Source organism: Enterobacter sp. Y17, assembly GCF_019730495.1.
Classification (GTDB): Bacteria; Pseudomonadota; Gammaproteobacteria; order Enterobacterales; family Enterobacteriaceae; genus Enterobacter; species Enterobacter asburiae_B.
Window position 1 is genome coordinate 2,966,373 of the sequence record NZ_JAASKP010000001.1, and the last position, 17,422, is coordinate 2,983,794.

A 17,422-nucleotide genomic window follows, 5' to 3' on the forward strand; every position below is an offset into this window, starting at 1 on the left:
GGGCGCCTGAGCGCCCGCGGGTATTAAAGGGCGACCGGGAACAGCCAGCCCAACAGCATTGCGCCGAGGATCGCGCCACCGGTGATCGGCTTCTGCCAGATGTAGAACACCAGCGCACCCAGCAGGGAGCCGACGCCGATAGGAATGGAGGCGGTCATGGCGCTGAGGATAATCAACGGCCCGAGGAAGCGGCCGGAGGCGTTACCCGCGCCCATCATCACGTCTGCACCGTAGGTGGAGTTGCTCTGGTTGATGGTGAACTTACGCGCCAGGATAATGACGTAGCCAATCGCCAGACCAATCACCAGGCCGGTAATCAGCGCGGCAATGAAGTTGGTCACCGGGAACATGATGCCCGCGCCCAGCAGCAGCGCAGGAACCCCGAGGCCCACGCCGGTCTGGATCGCGCCGCCGATGTCGAGAATACCCACCAGCGACCCTTCGATAATACGGGCGAACAGAAAGCTCGCGCCGAACGCCGCCACCGCGCCGTAGACGCCGGTATCGATCCCCGCTTTCAGCATCGCCACGAAGGCCACTTCGTTAAACGCGCCGATGCCGTAGAGGTAGTACATGTGCGTCCCGGCGAAGACGCCGGAGGAGAGCAGGCCAACGAAGATCGGGAACGACCAGTCGGCATACCAAAAACCTTTATTCTGTTCCATTTAGAGGCTCCTGTTATTTACCGCTGAGCGAGTTGTGGATCATGTCGAGCCAGTTCGGCACGGTCAGATGGAAGGATTCGATCATCTTCATGTCGAAGCCGCGGAAGAAGCCGCTCAGCACGAAGAGCAGGACGATCGCCGCCATCATCACTTTGGTGACGTGGTTCCAGCCGCTCTCTTCCACGCCTTTCCCGATCAGGATCCCCAGCACCAGGCCCGGTACGGCATTCCCCATAATCAGCTGCGCCGCGCCGCCAAAGATGGTGGCCCAGAAGCCCGATTTTTTACCCGCGTCGATAGCTGCCAGCCAGAAGATCACCGGCATCACGGTGTTGACCAGCAGGTTTGCCGCCGGTACCAGAACCTTCACGGCGGTGACCTGAAGCGCTGCCGGAACGGAGGAGGCGGTCAGGTTCAGGAAGGTGACGACGAGCATGCCAATCACGCCGCAGGCAATCGCCATTTTGCGCGGGTCGTGCAGCGTTTCGCCGACGTTACGGTTTTTGATCATCAGCGCAGCAGCACCCCAGTTCGGGATGATGCGGTGGTCAACGTCCTGTGTGAAAGCACCTGCGGCCACGGAAGAGGCCCAGGCGTTAAAGAAGAAACCTAACCCAAAGGAGAAGTGGGACGCCGGATCCCCTTCGCAGGAGTTCAGTTCCCCCAACGTACGAAACGCGCCCATACCCTGAGTGGTAGGCGCATGAAACATGCGTGCAGCCCCGGCTCCGACACCGACGCCAACCAGGCCGCCAATGATGAGCGATTTTATTAATATAATTAAGAACATCAGTCTGCCCTTTTATGAATAATCAGCGTTGCGTGACGAAATCCACCTGGTCAAGATTGATAGCGGTCACGTTGACGGTCACATCCAGCTCCACGCTGTAGGTGCGTCTTTCCCGGCGCAGAAAGAAGAACAGAAACGCTTCTTTTCGCACCGCTTCTTGCGCCTGAACGACCTGCACATCCTGTGGCTCAATACGCAGTAAGATATGCGGTGAGGCTTTCATCACCGCGGCCTGAACGTGGTTGAGCGCGTCGGCAAAGGCGCGCGCTTTGGCGTCGCCTTTGCCCTTCACTCTCACCGTGGTTGTGAACTGTTCTTTCATGCTTATGCGCCGTATTTCTTCTGCCACGCCTGCACCAGACGCTCGCCCAGCTCTTCTTTATCCATAAAGCCGAAGCCCAGCACGTTGCAGCCTTCGTTGATGGCGGTCACGCCCTCTTCCACGGAACGCATGCCGTATTTGGCCTTGTAGCCATATTTGGTTTGGGCAGTGATGGCACCCGCGCCGCCGCTGCCGCAGAAGGAGATGCCGAAGGTGGCGTTTTCCGCTTTCATCACGTCGCCGAGCTTCATGTCCGCCGCCATGCCCGGTACGACCACCGCGCGTCCACCTGCTTTTTCCACACCGGCAGCCACTTTCTGACCTTTACCCAGGCGATCGCCAATCACGACTGTAATCTGTTCCATGTGTTGCTCCTTAAAGGTTGTCTTTCGCGACTTCAAAGTGAACGGAGAGCAGCCAGGCTTCTTCATCAGGAAGATTGCCAAACTGCGCGACCACTTCACGGGCGAGCCGCATTGAATCCGGTGAAATTTCGTCAAACAGCTCTGCTTCAACCTCCGGCAGCGGCTCGCCGGTCACGGACCGGAGCGCCATTGCGCGCACGTGGGAGGTGAGCATCTGCTCCTGTACCGCATTGGGGATGATGTTGTTTCGGGCCAGCAGGGCATAAACCTGCTGCAGCATGGTGTTCGCGAGCTGTTCTGTTTGCTCCGCCTGTTCCCCAACGTCGTTCATTACCGCTCCGTTAATCACTGGTCTTACCCCGTTAATGGCTCTGGAATAAAACTAACGTTGGGGGGGAATTGTTTGTAGCGAGTTGTTTTCCACTTCGAAGTGGAAAGGCGAGCCGCAGCAGTGATCTGTGCCACATAAATGCGGTGAATCTGAATTAATCCCGGTATTTGCGTGATGAATATCACGTATTCCAGCGGCAAAACGCGCGCCGTGGAAACGAAACGTTCAGCGTGGTGACGCAAAAATGTGATGGCGATAGGGTTTACTTATTACCGCGTCAAAAAAAAACGGGGGCCGCTGGCCCCCGCTGGTTGTTTGTCAGATGCGCGATCGGTTAACGGTACTTCTTGTGGTAGGTATTACGGGTCGTCACAAACTGCTCGGCCGCCGCCTGGGCTTCCTTCACTTTGCCTTCGTTAGCCAGCTTCAGCGCGCCGTCGATCTGGCCGACCAGCACGTCAAAGCCGTGGCGGTAGTCTTTCATTTCTGCGCTGTCTGCCGCTTTGCTTTCCAGCTTCGGAGGCGTCGCTTTTTGTGCGTCCAGCGCCGCTTCACGCATTTTGGTCAGCGCGTCTTTCATTTCAGCCGCATTGTCGGTTTTCTGCACCACCTTCAGGTTTTGACCGAGGATGCCCATGTCGTCTTCAAGATCGGCAGCAAACGCAGAAGAGCCAAGAACCAGCGTTGAAGCCGCGACGATCGCTAACAGATGTTTACGCATTGCTCACTTCCTTTTTTATTATTAAAACGCCTTTACGGGTATTACTGACCGGCGATTTTCATTTCCGGCAGAAGTACAGAACCACACTGTATATTGCTACGTGTTTCAATATCGTTACCGACCGTAACGATATTGCGCCACATGTCCTTCAAATTGCCAGCGATGGTAATTTCGCTCACCGGATACTGAATTTCGCCGTTTTCCACCCAGAAGCCCGCCGCGCCGCGCGAGTAGTCTCCGGTAATGCCGCTTACGCCCTGGCCCATCAGCTCGGTGACCACCAGACCGGTGCCCATCTCTTTCAGCATCTGCTCAAAGTTCAGGCCCTGTCCGGCAATGCGCCAGTTGTGGATGCCGCCAGCGTGTCCGGTGCTTTTCAGCCCCAGCTTGCGCGCGGAGTAGTTGGTCAGCAGCCACTGGGTCAGAATGCCGTCTTTGATGATATCGCGACGTTCGGTGCGCACGCCTTCGCTGTCGAACGGCGTGGAGGCCAGCCCTTTCAGCAGGTGCGGATGTTCTTCAATGGTGAGCCATTCCGGCAGGATCTGCTTGCCCAGCGAGTCGAGCAGGAAGGTCGATTTACGGTAAACCGAGCCGCCCGCGATAGCGCCCACCAGATGGCCAAACAGACCGGTCGCCACTTCGTTGGCAAAAATAACCGGGGCCTTCATGGTGGAGAGTTTACGCGGCGACAGGCGTGACAGCGTGCGTTCGGCACACTCTTTACCCACCCACTCAGGAGATTGCAAATCCCCCAGCGCGCGGCCAATGGTATAGGCGTAGTCACGCTCCATGTCACCGTTCTCTTCGGCGATCACGCAGCTGGAGAGCGAATGACGGGTAGAGCAGTAGCCCTGCAGCATGCCGTGGCTGTTGCCGAAGACTTTGATGCCGTAATGGCTGTTGAAGCTGCCGCCTTCGGTATTGGTGATGCGCTTATCGGCCTGCAGGGAAGCCTGCTCGGCGCGCGCGGCGAGTTCGATCGCTTCGTCCGGGGTTACTTCCGCCGGGTGGAAAAGATCGAGATCCGGCGCGTCAAACGCCAGCAGGTCTTTATCCGCCACGCCTGCGTAAGGATCCGGAGAGGTATAACGGGCGATATCCAGCGCCGCCTGCACCGTACGGGCAATGGCATCCGGGCTGAGATCGGTAGATGACGCGCTGCCTTTGCGGTTCTGGTGATACACCGTGATCCCAAGCGCGCCATCGCTGTTGAATTCTACGTTCTCCACTTCACCATAGCGGGTACTCACGCTGATGCCGGTGGTTTTGCTGACCGCCACTTCGGCGCCATCTGATTTTTCTGAAGCAAGCATCAGCGCGGTGGAGACGGCTTCTTCCAGAATCTTACGCTGCGCTTCAACTTGTGAGGTTACTTTCATCGCAAATGCCATACTGTAAGAGAGAGTTATCTGAAGTCTAACAGAGAACCGTTTTTCAGTGCGCGTCTTAACTGGTAACATTAGCCTCTTTTTTTAAGGAGCCTGACATGACTAAGCAGCCCGAAGACTGGCTCGACGACGTTCCCGGTGATGACATCGAAGACGAAGATGATGAGATCATCTGGGTCAGTAAAAGTGAAATTAAACGTGACGCCGAAGAGTTAAAACAGCTTGGCGCGGAAATGGTAGAACTGGGTAAAAACGCGCTGGACAAGATCCCGCTCGACCAGGATCTGCGTGATGCCATTGAACTGGCACAGAAAATCAAGAAAGAAGGCCGTCGTCGCCAGCTTCAGCTTATCGGGAAAATGCTGCGTCAGCGCGACGTCGATCCGATCCGCCAGGCGCTGGACAAGCTGAAAAACCGCCACAACCAGCAGGTTGCGTTTTTCCATAAGCTTGAGCAGATCCGCGATCGCCTGATTGAACAGGGTGATGATGCCGTACCGGAAGTGCTGAACCTGTGGCCGGATGCCGACCGCCAGCAGCTGCGTTCCTTGATCCGCAACGCGCAGAAAGAGAAAGAAGGGAATAAGCCGCCGAAGTCTGCGCGCCTGATTTTCCAGTATCTGCGCGAGCTGTCTGAGAACGAAGAGTAATCAGTTCCCCCCTCCCCGGAGGGCGAGGGAGGAAAGAATGTAGGCCCGGTAAGCGCAAGCGCCACCGGGCTTTTTTTTACTCTGCGGCTGCCGCTTCCGCTTTCTTCGCCAGACCGTCCAGCAGCTTCTGATGGATCCCACCAAAACCGCCGTTGCTCATCACCAGAATGTGGTCGCCAGGCTGTGCGGCTTTCACCACCATATCCGCGAGCGCATCCACATCCGCGCTCCAGTGCGCGGGCTGAATGCAGGCATCGGCCACTTCGGCCACCTGCCACGGAATATGCTGCGGCTGCAGCAGGAAGACCTCATCGGCACGTCCTAACGACGGCGCGAGATCATCTTTGCAGATGCCCATCTTCATGGTGTTCGAGCGCGGTTCCAGCACCGCCAGAATGCGGGCTGTCCCGCCAACCTTGCCACGCAGGGCGGCAAGCGTGGCCAGAATAGCCGTTGGGTGGTGCGCGAAATCGTCATACACGGTAACGCCGTGGGCTTCACCGCGCAGTTCCAGACGGCGACGGGCGTTGATAAACGAGCCCAGCGCATTGGCCGCATCCGCAGGCAGAACGCCAACGTGACGCGCCGCAGCAATAGCCATCAGGCCGTTGTGCATGTTGTGCTCGCCCACCAGGCCCCACTTCACCTCACCCACTTTTTCACCGTCGAGCAGCACTTCCCACTCGGAGGCATCGGCGTTGAGCTTCTTCGCCTGCCAGTGGCCCTGCTCGCCCACCAGCTCCTGCTCGCTCCAGCAGCCCATCGCCATCGTCTGCTTCAGGTTGATGTCGTTCTCAGGCAGGATGATGCGCCCCTGGCCCGGAACAATACGCACCAGGTGGTGGAACTGTTTCTGGATCGCTTTCAGGTCGTCAAAAATATCCGCGTGGTCGAACTCAAGGTTGTTGAGGATCAGCGTGCGCGGGCAGTAATGCACGAACTTAGAACGCTTGTCGAAGAACGCGCAGTCGTATTCGTCGGCTTCGATCACGAAGAACGGGCTGTCACCCAGACGCGCAGAAACGTCGAAATTACCCGGTACGCCGCCAATCACGAAGCCCGGCTTGTAGCCGCAGGCTTCGAGGATCCAGGTCGCCATGCCCGCAGTCGTGGTTTTGCCATGGGTACCGGCAACGGCAACCACCCAGCGGTCGCGCAGGACGAAGTCATGCAGCCACTGCGGGCCGGACATGAACGGAATATTGCGTTCCAGAACCGCCTCGACGCACGGATTGCCGCGGGTCATGGCGTTGCCGATGATCACCAGGTCCGGCTCGGGATCCAGCTGGCTGGCATCGTAGCCCTGAATTAACGAGATGCCCTGTTTCTCCAGAAGTGTGCTCATTGGCGGATACACATTGGCGTCCGAACCTGTCACTTCATGGCCCAGCGAGCGCGCCAGCATTGCCAGTCCGCCCATGAAAGTGCCACAAATCCCCAATATATGAATGCGCATACGTCACTATCCTTCTTCAATGTGGCGCACATTTTACTCACATGTTAGCGGCTGTGAAACGCATTTCAGGTAAATCCGTATGTTGCTGGCGCGATTCACCTCTGCGCTAATATTTGAATGTTTGTTAAGATTGTTGGGCTTTAGTCGTTTTAGTGAACATACAATCGCTCTACTCACAAAGATGCAGGGAAAGTGTTATGAAAACGTTAGGTGAATTTATTGTCGAAAAGCAGCACGAGTTCTCTCATGCTACCGGTGAACTCACTGCTTTGCTGTCGGCAATAAAGCTGGGCGCTAAGATCATCCACCGCGATATCAACAAGGCCGGTCTGGTCGATATCCTGGGTGCCAGCGGTGCCGAGAACGTTCAGGGCGAGGTTCAACAGAAGCTCGATCTGTTCGCAAATGAAAAATTGAAAGCTGCACTGCGCGCGCGCGACATCGTTGCGGGTATCGCCTCTGAAGAAGAAGATGAAATTGTTGTTTTCGAAGGGTGTGAACACGCTAAATACGTTGTTCTGATGGATCCGCTCGACGGCTCCTCAAACATCGACGTTAACGTTTCTGTCGGTACCATTTTCTCCATCTACCGCCGCGTCACGCCTGTTGGCACGCCGGTAACCGAAGAAGATTTCCTGCAGCCGGGCATTAACCAGGTTGCTGCCGGTTACGTCGTTTATGGCTCCTCCACCATGCTGGTGTACACCACCGGCTGCGGAGTTCACGCCTTTACGTACGATCCTTCACTGGGCGTTTTCTGCCTGAGCCAGGAACGCATGCGCTTCCCGGAGAAGGGCAACACCTACTCCATCAACGAAGGCAACTACATCCGCTTCCCGAACGGCGTGAAGAAGTACATTAAATTCTGCCAGGAAGAAGATAAAGCGACCCAGCGCCCGTACACGTCCCGCTATATTGGCTCTCTGGTCGCGGATTTCCACCGTAACCTGCTGAAAGGCGGTATCTACCTCTACCCAAGCACCGCCAGCCACCCGGACGGGAAGCTGCGCCTGCTGTACGAGTGCAACCCGATGGCGTTCCTCGCCGAACAGGCGGGCGGCAAGGCGAGCGACGGTAAAGAGCGTATTCTGGATATCGTGCCGGAAAGCCTTCACCAGCGCCGTTCATTCTTCGTCGGCAACAACCACATGGTTGAAGACGTTGAACGTTTTATCCGTGAGTACCCGGACGCGTAATGCCTCTCTACAGGGGAGCCGTTCTGGCTCCCCTGTTCATTTATATATTTTACCGTATAAGTGTTTATAAAAAACATGCTTTAATATTCACCACTGCTCCTGCATTATTTCCATAACAGTTTGACAGATATTTCGTGGAGCAGAATCGCAATGAACAATTATTCCCGTGCTAATACCGGCATTGATTTAAATCTTATCCCTGTATTTATTGAAATCGTCCGCTGCGGCAGCATGGCTAAAGCCTCTTTGCGTCTGGAGATGTCACGTCCGGCGGTGAGTCTGGCCCTAAAGCGTTTTAATCAACTCTTTGATGAACCGTTATTTTTCCGCAAAGGTTTATATCTTGAACCGACGGAAAAGGCGTTAGCCTTAACCAGCTCACTGGAAATATTAATGGGTGAAATTCACGATAATATTGCGGCAGTTAATTCCGGAAAAAATAAAACCCCGGCACAGAACGTACCGGGGCTGGGTAATATTATGCAGCGGTCTGAGTCGTCACTTTGAATGATGACATGGCTTCCATCAGCTGACGCGACTGCTCCTCAAGAGAGCGGGTCGCGGCGGAGGATTGCTGCACCAGCGCGGCATTCTGCTGCGCGGTTTCGTCCATCTGATTCACCGCAATATTCACCTGCTCAATGCCGCGGCTCTGCTCCTGAGACGCGGTCGCAATCTCACGCATCAGTTTGGTCATGCGCAGCACTTCTGTTGCGATTTCGTCCATCGTTTCGCCAGCCTGCTGGGCCAGCTCGCTGCCCTCGTTAACGTGGGTCTGCGAATCACTGATAAGCGATCGGATCTCTTTCGCCGCGTCGGCGCTGCGGCTGGCGAGGTTTCGCACTTCGCCCGCGACGACGGCAAACCCGCGCCCCTGCTCGCCCGCGCGCGCCGCTTCCACGGAGGCGTTAAGCGCCAGGATATTGGTCTGGAAGGCAATACCGTCGATCACGCTCAGGATGTCGGCGATGCGCGCCGAGCTGCCGGAGATATCGCGCATTTTTTCAATTACGTAGCAAACCATTTCGCTGCCGTGATCGGCCGTGTCGGACACCGACTTCGCCAGCTGGTGCGCCTGCTCGGCGTTATCGGCGTTGAGCTTCACCGTCGCGGTGATCTGTTCCATGCTGGCCGCCGTCTGCTCCAGCGACGTGGCGGTGGATTCCGTACGCTCGGCAAGATCGCGGTTTCCCAGCGTCAGCTCGCGGCTACCGGTGTCAATTTGCGAACTGGCATCGCGTACCCGCATAACCGAGTTCATCAGCGACTGCCGCATATCCTCTATCACCGCGTTGAGGCGGTTAAACTCCTGGCTCGCGGGGGCATTCAGCGTATGGGTTAAATCCCCCGCCGCCACGTTCTCCAGCTGAGCGATCGATGCAGAGAGCGGATTGAGCAGCATATGGCGCAGCACCAGCCACGCGAGCACGATAATGCCCGCCGTCAGCAGCGCTGCGACGATAATCAGGATCAGTACGCGGGTTTTACTCGCCTGCACGGCGCTCACTTCCGCCTGACCACGCGCTTCGCTCCATTTCTGGAACGCCTGCATATCGTTATCAAACTGCTTCGCCACCGGAATCAGCGTCTTCTCCAGCAGATCGTAATACCCGTCCGCGCTCTGGTCATTCAGGGTTTTCAGCATCGGGTTGATCCCCTGCTGGCTATACGTCGCCAGGCTGGCCGCCACTTTATCGAGCAGCTGTTGTCCCTGCTCGTCAGCCACGCCGCCGTCGATCACGCCTTTCAGCGTTTTCTGGGCCAGGGCAACTTCCTGATTGATGTTTTTTACCGCTTTGGCCGCATCGTCCAGCATGCCGATTTCCATCATGCGGACGGCCTGGCCCGCCTCATTGCGCGCGCGCAGGATCAGCGTATAGCCTGAATTAAGCTGCACCATCTGCTCACCCTGAAGGTGATTAATACGCTGCAGTGAAGAAGAACTCTGTGTGAGGGCATAAATGCCAATGCCGCTGACAATCAGCAGCAGAAGGGTCATAACGGCCAGTAAAGAGAGCAAGCCGGTACGAATCGATAGCGTTTTAAGCATGATATTATTTCCGGTAGCGAGATATTTCTGGGCATAAAAAAAGAGTATCGGCCGCTACCGGAAAATGTTTAGACTTTAAGCAAATTCAGCGTGTTATCGCTCTGTTACCGATGTGTTTATGCGGGTAACAGGTGAGCTTTGGCGGTTCTCCCAGAGCACCGTCAGGCCACGCTGCAGGGCAATAAAAATAAACAGCAGAATGCCGATGGCGATCTTCGTCCACCAGGAGCTGAGCGTGCCGTCAAAGTTGATATAGGTTTGTATCAGCCCCTGGATAGCCACGCCGAACAGCGTCCCCAGCACCGTACCGACCCCACCGCTCAGCAGCGTGCCGCCGATGACCACCGAAGCAATCGCATCCAGCTCAACGCCCACGCCTGCAAGGGCATAGCCCGCCTGGGTATACACCGAGAAGACGATACCCGCCAGCGTCGCCAGGCCGGTCGAGAGCATATAGATGCGGATGGTGGTGCTGCGGGTGGAGATCCCCATCAGGTTTGCCGACGTGGCGTTACCGCCGATGGCGTAAACCTGATTACCAAACCGGGTACGGTGGGCGAGGAAGATGCCAATCACCACCACGCCCAGCATCAGCAGCCCCATCGCGCTCAGGCGGCCGCCGCCGGGAATTTTCCACGCCAGGCTGGAGAGCGTGTCGTACACCGGATGGTTAATCGGAATCGACTCTTCCGAGACCAGATAGCTCACCCCGCGCAGGAAGAACATTCCCGCGAGGGTAATGATAAACGCCGGGATTTTTAACGCGTCGATCAGCAGCCCCATAAAGGCGCCAAACGCGCAGCCCATCGCCAGCACCAGCGGAAACGCCACCAGCGGAGAGATGCCCCAGAAGCCGATCGCCTTCGCGAGGAACACGCCCGTAAACGCGATCACCGACCCGACGGAGAGATCGATCCCGCCGGAGAGGATCACAAAGGTCATCCCGACGGCGATGATGCCTAAAAAGGCGTTATCGGTCAGTATATTGCAGATCACGCGCGTCGAGGCAAAACCGGGGAACTGCGTCAGACAGTAGAGATACCCCAGCACAAACACACCCAGCGTGATCATCAACGGTAAATTACGTTTTATCATGGCCACGGATCCCCTTAATGATGCTGACAAAGCGCGGCGACTGGACGATCAGCACGCAAAGCACGACCACCGCTTTCACCACCTGGTTGAGTTCCGGCTGAAACCCCGAAAGCAGGATCCCGGTGTTCATTCCCTGAATGATCAGCGCGCCAATCACCGAAAGCAGCAGGTTAAAGCGCCCGCCCATCAGCGACCCGCCGCCGATCACCACCGCGAGGATCGCGTCCAGCTCCAGCCAGAGCCCCGCGTTGTTGGCATCGGCCCCGCGAATATCAGCGGCGACGATGACCCCGGCGATGGCGGCGCAGACGCCGCTCAGCACGTAGGTCAGCATCACCATCAGACGGGTGTTGACCCCGGCGTTGCGTGCGGCGCGGATGTTGATCCCGACGGCCTCAATGAACATGCCCAGCGCCGTTTTGCGGGTGAAAAGCCAGAAGACAACGAGCGTGACCAGGGCAACGATCACCGGCGTCGGGAAGAACAGAAGGTTGCCGCTCCCGATCCACGCCAGGCTCGGCGAGTTAAAGGTGACAATCTGCCCGGAGGTGATCAGCTGCGCCACGCCGCGCCCGGCCACCATTAAGATAAGGGTGGCGACAAAGGGCTGAATTTTCAGCACCGCCACCAGAATGCCGTTCCATAATCCGGCCAGCACGCCGGTGCCTAAGGCCGCCAGCAGTACCACCGGCAGGCTGTGTCCGGACACGGTCATGGAGGCGGCCGTGGCCCCGGCGATAGCCATCACCGCGCCGACGGAAAGGTCAATCCCGCCGGTGGCGATGACCAGCGTCATCCCGATGGCCAGCAGCGCCACGGGCGCGGCACGGTTTAGAATGTCTATCGGGCTGCCAAACAGGCGGCCATCCTGCACGATAATCTGGAAAAAATGCGGCGCGACCAGGCTATCAACCAGCAGCACCACCAGCAGCGCTGCGATTTGCGGCGTGCCGGTTGGCCAGCTGAAGCGGCGCTTAGACTCACCGGTTTGCGAAAGCGAACGGGGCATCACGATTTACTCCTTATGCCGCGATGGCATTCATGATCGCCGGAACGGACAGCTTATCCAGCGGGATCTCTGCCACCTGTTTGCGATCGCGCATGATGATGACGCGATCGGCATAGCCCACCAGCTCTTCCAGCTCGGACGAAATAACCAGCAGCGCCAGACCGTCCGCGCACAGGGTTTCGATAAGCCGGATAATTTCGGCGTGCGCCCCCACGTCAATGCCGCGGGTCGGTTCGTCGAGGATCAGGAACTGAGGTTTGGTCAGCAGCCAGCGGGAGAGCAGCACCTTCTGCTGGTTGCCGCCGGAGAGGAACTCGATGGGCTGTTCCGCGCTCGGGGTACGAATACCCAGCTGACGGATAAAGCGCTCGGCAATGGCGTTTTGCTCTTTACGCGGGATCGGGCGCAGCCAGCCGCGCTGGGCCTGCAGCGCCAGAATGATATTTTCCCGCACCGAGGCCGCGGCAATAATGCCGTCCGTTTTTCGGTCTTCCGGGCAGAAGCCGACGCCCAGACAGGAGGCCTGATGCGGGGATCGTAAGGTTTGCGGTTTGCCCTTGATCAGCGCGCTGCCGCTGTCGGCCGGCTTGATCCCGAAGATCACCTCGGCGGTTTCGGTTCGTCCGGATCCTAACAGGCCCGCCAGCCCGACAATTTCGCCCGGGCGGACTTCCAGATTAAACGGCGATATCACGCCTTTCTTGCCGTAATCGCTGAACGCGGCGACCGGTTTCTCGCTGAGCAGCGTGCGCCCGGCGCGCTGAAGGGCGTTGGTTTCCAGCTCGCGGCCCAGCATCATTTTCACCAGTTCGATCTGCGGCAGCTCGCGGGTTTCGCGGCAGCCGACAAAGCTGCCGTTGCGCAGCACCGTGATGCGATCGCTTACCTCATATACCTGATCGAGGAAGTGGGTAACGAAGATCAGGCTGACGCCCTGATCGCGCAGCTGGCGCATCAGGGTGAAGAGCATCTCCACTTCCTGGGTATCGAGGCTGGCGGTGGGTTCGTCGAGGATCAGCACCTTTGCCGAGAGATCGATCGCGCGACAAATGGCGACGATCTGCTGCATCGCCACGGAAAAGCGGTTCAGCGGCTCACGGACGTCAAGGGAGAAGCCGTACGATTCCATCAGCTTTGTCGCCCGCGCCTCCATCTCTTTGCGGCGCAGCAGGCCAAAACGTCGCGGCTCACGGCCAATAAACAGATTATCCGCCACCGACATATTCGGCAGCAGGTTTACTTCCTGGTACACCGTCCCGATCCCCAGCAGCTGGGCATGGGCGGTATTTTTCGGCGAAATGGCGTTGCCTTCCAGCCAGATGGTGCCGCGATCGGCGTGATAAACGCCGGTCAGGGATTTAATCAGCGTCGATTTTCCCGCGCCGTTCTCGCCCAGCAGCGCCATAATCTCACCGCGCCGCAGGCTGAAATCAACGTTATCCAGCGCCTTTACGCCGGGGAAGAATTTACTCAAGCCCTCTGTGCGGAGGATTTCCTGGTGTTGTTCAGTGGTCATGGTTTTCCCCCTCACCCTGACCCTCTCCCCGGAGGGGAGAGGGGATTGATCGTGCCAATTGTTAATATCCAGCTCCGCCCTGCCTTTTTCCCTCTCCCCTCCGGGGAGAGGGCTGGGGTGAGGGGCGCGGGTCTTAGTAGCCCATATTTTTCTTCTTCTCTAACTCTTCTTTCGCCGTGTCAGGCAGGTAGAGCGTGGACTTGGTGACCGTCACCTTCTCAGGCATCGTGCCGTCTTTCTTGAATTTCTCCAGCGCATCGAATGCCGGGCCCGCCATGTTTGGCGTCAGCTCCACGCTGGCGTTGGCTTCGCCGTCGATCATCGCTTTGTAGATGTCCGGCACGCCGTCGATAGAGCCGGTGAGGATATCTTTGCCCGGCTTCAGGCCCGCTTCTTTAATCGCCTGAATCGCACCGATCACCATGTCATCGTTGTGGGCGTAAACCATGCAGATGTTCTTGCCGTTGTTTTCAGCCTTGATGAAGCTCTCCATGACCTCTTTACCTTTACTGCGCGTAAAGTCGCCGGACTGAGAGCGGATAATCTTGATGTTTGGCGCTTTAGCGATGGCCTCAGCAAAGCCTTTTTTACGGTCGATGGCCACGCTCGCGCCGACGGTGCCCTGCAGCTCAACGACGTTACACGGCTTGCCGTCGACCTGTTTCACCAGCCAGTCGCCAATCAATTGCCCTTCAAGCACGTTGTTGGCGGTCACGGTGGTCATATAGAGGGATTTGTCTTTGACGTCGATGGAACGGTCGAGCAGGAAGACCGGGATCTCAGCGTCTTTCGCTTCCTTCAGGACGGGTTCCCAGCCGGTCGCCACGACGGGTGCAATAAAGATGGCATCCACGCCCTGGGCGATAAAGGAGCGCACGGCTTTGATCTGATTCTCTTGTTTTTGCTGACCATCAGCGATTTTCAGGGTAATGCCGCGTTTCTGAGCCTCGCTTTTGGCAACGTTGGTTTCTGCCGCTCGCCAGCCAGATTCAGAGCCGACCTGCGAAAAACCTACGGTTAAGGGAGCGGCCATCGCCATAGACGACATGGCTGCCGAAACTGCTGTGACAAGAAGTAAGCGCTTCCACATATGAGCGTCCTCGTAGGGGTGTTTATTGTTGGTTAAAAGATGTTCTGCGAAATGACTATAGCCCATGAAATATGTAACGAATTGCGTTACATCACACTTCAGAAAAGTGAATAAAACGTTAATCACAAGTTTGTAATCGCTTTCATTTCGCCATGAAAAATGCGGCTGAGTTTATGGATTTTTCTGTCATGGAATCGGTCTGAAAAGTGGAGAAAGCGGGGAGAGAAAGCGAAAACAGGCGGAGACATTCAGCGCGAGTTGGCTATAATACCTGCCACTTGTTTACCATCCATTTTAAAGGACACCGACATGAGCTTACTCAACGTCCCAGCGGGTAAAGAACTGCCAGAAGACATCTACGTAGTTATCGAAATCCCGGCTAACGCAGATCCGATCAAATACGAAGTGGACAAAGAGAGCGGCGCCCTGTTCGTAGACCGTTTCATGTCTACCGCGATGTTCTATCCGTGCAACTACGGTTACATCAACCACACCCTGTCTCTGGACGGTGACCCGGTTGATGTGCTGGTCCCAACGCCATACCCACTGGAGCCAGGCTCCGTCATTCGCTGCCGTCCAGTTGGCGTGCTGAAAATGACCGACGAATCCGGTGAAGATGCGAAGCTGGTTGCGGTACCGCACACCAAGCTGAGCAAAGAATACGATCACATCAAAGATGTGAACGACCTGCCAGAGCTGCTGAAAGCGCAGATCACTCACTTCTTCGAGCACTACAAAGACCTCGAAAAAGGCAAGTGGGTTAAAGTTGACGGCTGGGACAACGCAGAAGCGGCGAAAGCAGAAATCATCGCCTCCTTCGAACGCGCTGCTAAGAAGTAATTCTTACTGCTGTTAATGAAGGCCCCGCGAGTCGGGGCTTTTTTATTTCCCTGGTTGAGAGTAGTACAAACTTAACTTTTAAGAATAATCCCATTCCTTTTGTTTTGGATATTAAAAACAAAAAAAGACTCCCTATCATTTATAGTGGGAGTGGTTGAATAGCCTGGCTGTTCACAACATACTGTCATGATGATCATTAATCCCCATTCATTACAGGATTCATATGTCATCCATTAACATTGATGTTGCCCGCCCAACTGGAATTTATTTTATCATTGAACGGTTGTATTCCCGCGATGGTTATATGCCTTCTATTGGGGAAATCAGCCCCTCTTTGACACAGGTGCACCGTACTGTCATTCAGCTAAAACGCAAGCAGGATATGTTTATGGATGGTGTTAAGGTTACCCCTAAAGATATTACCCTTTGGCAACAGATAAAATATATTACGGGTTCAAAAGTAACGACCAAGGATACAGATGCGTTAGTGTATACGACCGATTTTATCGGCTCCCTTGTTGCCACCACGCCTTTAGGTAATATTGAGCATGAAAATATTCCTCGCTTCCTCACGACTGAGTCTATCCACTCCCTTCCACAGGCGGTGAGTTATGGGCGTGATCCCATCCCACAAGTCCTTCTTTATGGTCGTAAGGATATAGTCTTCTTTATGGATAATGGTGGTAAGGGTACACCAACCGCTATTGCAAAATATAACCACAATACTCGTGACCTTGCCATAATCAAAGATCAGCTAGAAGCCAGTAAAACGATGAAGGAGCTGCTATCTAAGGGAGCAAAATTATGAGTAAGAAAAGCCATGTCATAAGCCTATCCGTCCTTATTATTGCCTCCTTTTTCTTTGGCAGAAGTACTTATGTTGAATATCTGTCATGGTACTATGGAAGCGATCATTTAATATTCATTCAAATAAATAGCGCATTACTATCTGGTTTACTTAACGGACTTTACTTCGCGCTATCATCAAGCATTATTTATGCGTTGCTCACTCTATTAAAAACAATTCCCAGAAATATCTTCTTTTCTTGTCTTCTGCAATTCTTTATTAACATAGGGCTATATACGCTTTTTGTTGCAGTAGATAGAGGTTATAGTAAATTGCATACTTTAGGCTCGGGTGCTACTGATATCACCCACAGCTATTTTTTAGGGGCGTTGCTGATGAGCACACTCCTGACCGTCGCGATCGTGAGCGTTATACATGCTAAGTTTCTTTCTTCAAAGCATAAAGATGGGCTACATAAAGGCGTTTGACTGTTACGGTAAAGACAGTAAATGGCAGTATCTCTGCATCATGACATTCCAGCTTGCCTGGTTTTTGTTTTACTTATGGATCCCTTATCGAAGCGATTATGTGATTCTGCTGTTTTTACTGTTTTTCCTGCCCGTCATTTCAAGCAATACGCGGTGCATAAACTACTATGGCCGTTCACGCGCCTTGTGTTTTTTATGGCTTATTGCCCCGTACATCATGCTGTTCGTTCCTCTGTTTTTAACCCGACGCCGGGATACAGAAGAGAGTTGAAGGAATAAAAAAAACAACGCCACCTCACGGTGGCGTTGTTTTTTTCAGTACTGGTCTCTGTCTAACCAGTTACCGCTTACAATCCGCGTTAACCCTTCGACCGGACGCTGGTAGACGTACATCCACGCACTTCCGTACGGCGTCTGGATCAACTGGCGTGCGTATTCACCGCCCCTGGTGCGCAAGGCATCAAGTTCGGCAAGCGTCGCGTTATCAATACGATAGACTTCACCCTGTACTGTTCCTTCGCCCGGAACCGCGCCTGGATAGTGGCCCAGGCTGTACAACTGGTAGTTCTCGATATTGTAATTCCCCAGCAGCAGGGCATTGGTCATCCAGTGACTGTTGCCTTGCTTGGTTCGTAAACTGCCGTAGACAAATATTCGCAT

The 17,422-nt window shown here is 55.3% G+C and carries 20 protein-coding genes; 6 read left to right on the forward strand and 14 right to left on the reverse strand.

Translation table 11 applies throughout. From position 1 onward, the window contains the following. Positions 1 to 23: 23 nt before the first annotated feature. The 7 genes from HCH49_RS13945 to pmbA all read right to left on the reverse strand — a co-directional run bounded on the left by HCH49_RS13945 (position 24) and on the right by pmbA (position 4,588). Positions 24 to 665 (reverse strand): DUF4310 family protein, encoded by a 642-nt coding sequence (locus HCH49_RS13945; RefSeq protein ID WP_023310183.1) that lies wholly within the window; start codon positions 663 to 665, stop codon positions 24 to 26. A gap of 13 nt (positions 666 to 678) precedes the next feature. Further along, positions 679 to 1,455: a DUF4311 domain-containing protein gene (locus HCH49_RS13950; protein WP_023310182.1), complete on the reverse strand. Its 777-nt coding sequence runs from the start codon at positions 1,453 to 1,455 to the stop codon at positions 679 to 681. Positions 1,456 to 1,477: 22 nt separating this feature from the next. Further along, the gene (locus HCH49_RS13955) at positions 1,478 to 1,777 is read right to left on the reverse strand and encodes a DUF4312 family protein (protein ID WP_006810338.1); all 300 of its coding nucleotides are present in this window, start codon (positions 1,775 to 1,777) and stop codon (positions 1,478 to 1,480) included. Positions 1,778 to 1,779: 2 nt separating this feature from the next. Continuing rightward, positions 1,780 to 2,142 (reverse strand): SFCGS family glycine-rich protein, encoded by a 363-nt coding sequence (locus tag HCH49_RS13960; protein ID WP_023293430.1) that lies wholly within the window; start codon positions 2,140 to 2,142, stop codon positions 1,780 to 1,782. A gap of 10 nt (positions 2,143 to 2,152) precedes the next feature. Further along, positions 2,153 to 2,491 (reverse strand): glycine dehydrogenase, encoded by a 339-nt coding sequence (locus HCH49_RS13965; RefSeq protein WP_221702859.1) that lies wholly within the window; start codon positions 2,489 to 2,491, stop codon positions 2,153 to 2,155. Between the two features lie 316 nt (positions 2,492 to 2,807). Beyond that, the gene (cybC, locus tag HCH49_RS13970) at positions 2,808 to 3,194 is read right to left on the reverse strand and encodes a cytochrome b562 (RefSeq protein WP_008501412.1); all 387 of its coding nucleotides are present in this window, start codon (positions 3,192 to 3,194) and stop codon (positions 2,808 to 2,810) included. 41 nt (positions 3,195 to 3,235) lie between these two features. Beyond that, a complete protein-coding gene (gene pmbA, locus HCH49_RS13975; protein ID WP_023310180.1) occupies positions 3,236 to 4,588 on the reverse strand; it encodes a metalloprotease PmbA in 1,353 nt (450 codons plus the stop codon). Positions 4,589 to 4,683: 95 nt separating this feature from the next. On the opposite strand from pmbA, the gene yjgA reads away from it, so the two are divergent. Next, complete coding sequence (gene yjgA, locus HCH49_RS13980; protein ID WP_029739257.1) at positions 4,684 to 5,235, forward strand: ribosome biogenesis factor YjgA; 552 nt, start codon at positions 4,684 to 4,686, stop codon at positions 5,233 to 5,235. Between the two features lie 76 nt (positions 5,236 to 5,311). On the opposite strand, the gene mpl is transcribed toward yjgA, so the two are convergent. After that, positions 5,312 to 6,691, reverse strand: a complete 1,380-nt coding sequence (mpl, locus tag HCH49_RS13985) for a UDP-N-acetylmuramate:L-alanyl-gamma-D-glutamyl-meso-diaminopimelate ligase (protein WP_029739256.1) — start codon at positions 6,689 to 6,691, stop codon at positions 5,312 to 5,314. Positions 6,692 to 6,888: 197 nt separating this feature from the next. Here mpl and fbp point away from each other — a divergent pair, with 197 nt between their 5' ends. Beyond that, positions 6,889 to 7,887 (forward strand): class 1 fructose-bisphosphatase, encoded by a 999-nt coding sequence (gene fbp, locus HCH49_RS13990; RefSeq protein WP_023310178.1) that lies wholly within the window; start codon positions 6,889 to 6,891, stop codon positions 7,885 to 7,887. A 150-nt stretch (positions 7,888 to 8,037) separates the two neighbouring features. Further along, on the forward strand, positions 8,038 to 8,394 hold the full coding sequence (locus tag HCH49_RS13995) for a LysR family transcriptional regulator (RefSeq protein WP_033144492.1): 357 nt from the start codon (positions 8,038 to 8,040) through the stop codon (positions 8,392 to 8,394). Here HCH49_RS13995 and HCH49_RS14000 read toward each other — a convergent pair. From HCH49_RS14000 to ytfQ, 5 genes are all read right to left on the reverse strand, one after another. Next, complete coding sequence (locus HCH49_RS14000; protein ID WP_221702860.1) at positions 8,366 to 9,937, reverse strand: methyl-accepting chemotaxis protein; 1,572 nt, start codon at positions 9,935 to 9,937, stop codon at positions 8,366 to 8,368. The genes HCH49_RS13995 and HCH49_RS14000 overlap by 29 nt on opposite strands. Positions 9,938 to 10,030: 93 nt before the next feature. Then, positions 10,031 to 11,032, reverse strand: coding sequence for a galactofuranose ABC transporter, permease protein YjfF (gene yjfF, locus HCH49_RS14005; RefSeq protein ID WP_087823520.1), 1,002 nt, complete (start codon positions 11,030 to 11,032; stop codon positions 10,031 to 10,033). After that, positions 11,019 to 12,044, reverse strand: a complete 1,026-nt coding sequence (ytfT, locus tag HCH49_RS14010; protein WP_165356711.1) for a galactofuranose ABC transporter, ATP-binding protein YtfT — start codon at positions 12,042 to 12,044, stop codon at positions 11,019 to 11,021. The genes yjfF and ytfT overlap by 14 nt, the downstream gene beginning before the upstream one ends. Before the next feature lie 10 nt (positions 12,045 to 12,054). Next, the gene (gene ytfR, locus HCH49_RS14015; protein WP_094935140.1) at positions 12,055 to 13,557 is read right to left on the reverse strand and encodes a galactofuranose ABC transporter, ATP-binding protein YtfR; all 1,503 of its coding nucleotides are present in this window, start codon (positions 13,555 to 13,557) and stop codon (positions 12,055 to 12,057) included. Between the two features lie 133 nt (positions 13,558 to 13,690). After that, positions 13,691 to 14,647: a galactofuranose ABC transporter substrate-binding protein YtfQ gene (ytfQ, locus tag HCH49_RS14020; protein ID WP_014882271.1), complete on the reverse strand. Its 957-nt coding sequence runs from the start codon at positions 14,645 to 14,647 to the stop codon at positions 13,691 to 13,693. A gap of 309 nt (positions 14,648 to 14,956) precedes the next feature. Between ytfQ and ppa the strand changes: the two genes are divergently transcribed. The 3 genes from ppa (at position 14,957) to HCH49_RS14035 (ending at position 16,762) form a co-directional block, all read left to right on the forward strand. Beyond that, positions 14,957 to 15,487 (forward strand): inorganic diphosphatase, encoded by a 531-nt coding sequence (gene ppa, locus HCH49_RS14025; RefSeq protein WP_010427397.1) that lies wholly within the window; start codon positions 14,957 to 14,959, stop codon positions 15,485 to 15,487. 223 nt (positions 15,488 to 15,710) lie between these two features. After that, on the forward strand, positions 15,711 to 16,295 hold the full coding sequence (locus tag HCH49_RS14030; protein WP_032662463.1) for a hypothetical protein: 585 nt from the start codon (positions 15,711 to 15,713) through the stop codon (positions 16,293 to 16,295). After that, on the forward strand, positions 16,292 to 16,762 hold the full coding sequence (locus HCH49_RS14035; protein WP_221702861.1) for a hypothetical protein: 471 nt from the start codon (positions 16,292 to 16,294) through the stop codon (positions 16,760 to 16,762). Before HCH49_RS14030 ends, HCH49_RS14035 begins: the two co-directional genes overlap by 4 nt. Positions 16,763 to 17,077: 315 nt before the next feature. On the opposite strand, the gene HCH49_RS14040 is transcribed toward HCH49_RS14035, so the two are convergent. After that, the gene (locus HCH49_RS14040; RefSeq protein WP_014830431.1) at positions 17,078 to 17,422 is read right to left on the reverse strand and encodes a gamma-glutamylcyclotransferase; all 345 of its coding nucleotides are present in this window, start codon (positions 17,420 to 17,422) and stop codon (positions 17,078 to 17,080) included.

Excerpts from the sequence above, each read along its gene's own strand:
- HCH49_RS13945 (WP_023310183.1), bottom strand. The coding sequence starts at position 665 with ATGGAACAGAATAAAGGTTTTTGGTATGCCGACTGGTCGTTCCCGATC.
- HCH49_RS13950 (WP_023310182.1), bottom strand. The coding sequence starts at position 1,455 with ATGTTCTTAATTATATTAATAAAATCGCTCATCATTGGCGGCCTGGTT.
- HCH49_RS13955 (WP_006810338.1), bottom strand. The coding sequence starts at position 1,777 with ATGAAAGAACAGTTCACAACCACGGTGAGAGTGAAGGGCAAAGGCGAC.
- HCH49_RS13960 (WP_023293430.1), bottom strand. The coding sequence starts at position 2,142 with ATGGAACAGATTACAGTCGTGATTGGCGATCGCCTGGGTAAAGGTCAG.
- cybC (WP_008501412.1), bottom strand. The coding sequence starts at position 3,194 with ATGCGTAAACATCTGTTAGCGATCGTCGCGGCTTCAACGCTGGTTCTT.
- pmbA (WP_023310180.1), bottom strand. The coding sequence starts at position 4,588 with ATGGCATTTGCGATGAAAGTAACCTCACAAGTTGAAGCGCAGCGTAAG.
- yjgA (WP_029739257.1), top strand. The coding sequence starts at position 4,684 with ATGACTAAGCAGCCCGAAGACTGGCTCGACGACGTTCCCGGTGATGAC.
- mpl (WP_029739256.1), bottom strand. The coding sequence starts at position 6,691 with ATGCGCATTCATATATTGGGGATTTGTGGCACTTTCATGGGCGGACTG.
- fbp (WP_023310178.1), top strand. The coding sequence starts at position 6,889 with ATGAAAACGTTAGGTGAATTTATTGTCGAAAAGCAGCACGAGTTCTCT.
- HCH49_RS13995 (WP_033144492.1), top strand. The coding sequence starts at position 8,038 with ATGAACAATTATTCCCGTGCTAATACCGGCATTGATTTAAATCTTATC.
- HCH49_RS14000 (WP_221702860.1), bottom strand. The coding sequence starts at position 9,937 with ATGCTTAAAACGCTATCGATTCGTACCGGCTTGCTCTCTTTACTGGCC.
- yjfF (WP_087823520.1), bottom strand. The coding sequence starts at position 11,032 with ATGATAAAACGTAATTTACCGTTGATGATCACGCTGGGTGTGTTTGTG.
- ytfR (WP_094935140.1), bottom strand. The coding sequence starts at position 13,557 with ATGACCACTGAACAACACCAGGAAATCCTCCGCACAGAGGGCTTGAGT.
- ytfQ (WP_014882271.1), bottom strand. The coding sequence starts at position 14,647 with ATGTGGAAGCGCTTACTTCTTGTCACAGCAGTTTCGGCAGCCATGTCG.
- ppa (WP_010427397.1), top strand. The coding sequence starts at position 14,957 with ATGAGCTTACTCAACGTCCCAGCGGGTAAAGAACTGCCAGAAGACATC.
- HCH49_RS14030 (WP_032662463.1), top strand. The coding sequence starts at position 15,711 with ATGTCATCCATTAACATTGATGTTGCCCGCCCAACTGGAATTTATTTT.
- HCH49_RS14035 (WP_221702861.1), top strand. The coding sequence starts at position 16,292 with ATGAGTAAGAAAAGCCATGTCATAAGCCTATCCGTCCTTATTATTGCC.
- HCH49_RS14040 (WP_014830431.1), bottom strand. The coding sequence starts at position 17,422 with ATGCGAATATTTGTCTACGGCAGTTTACGAACCAAGCAAGGCAACAGT.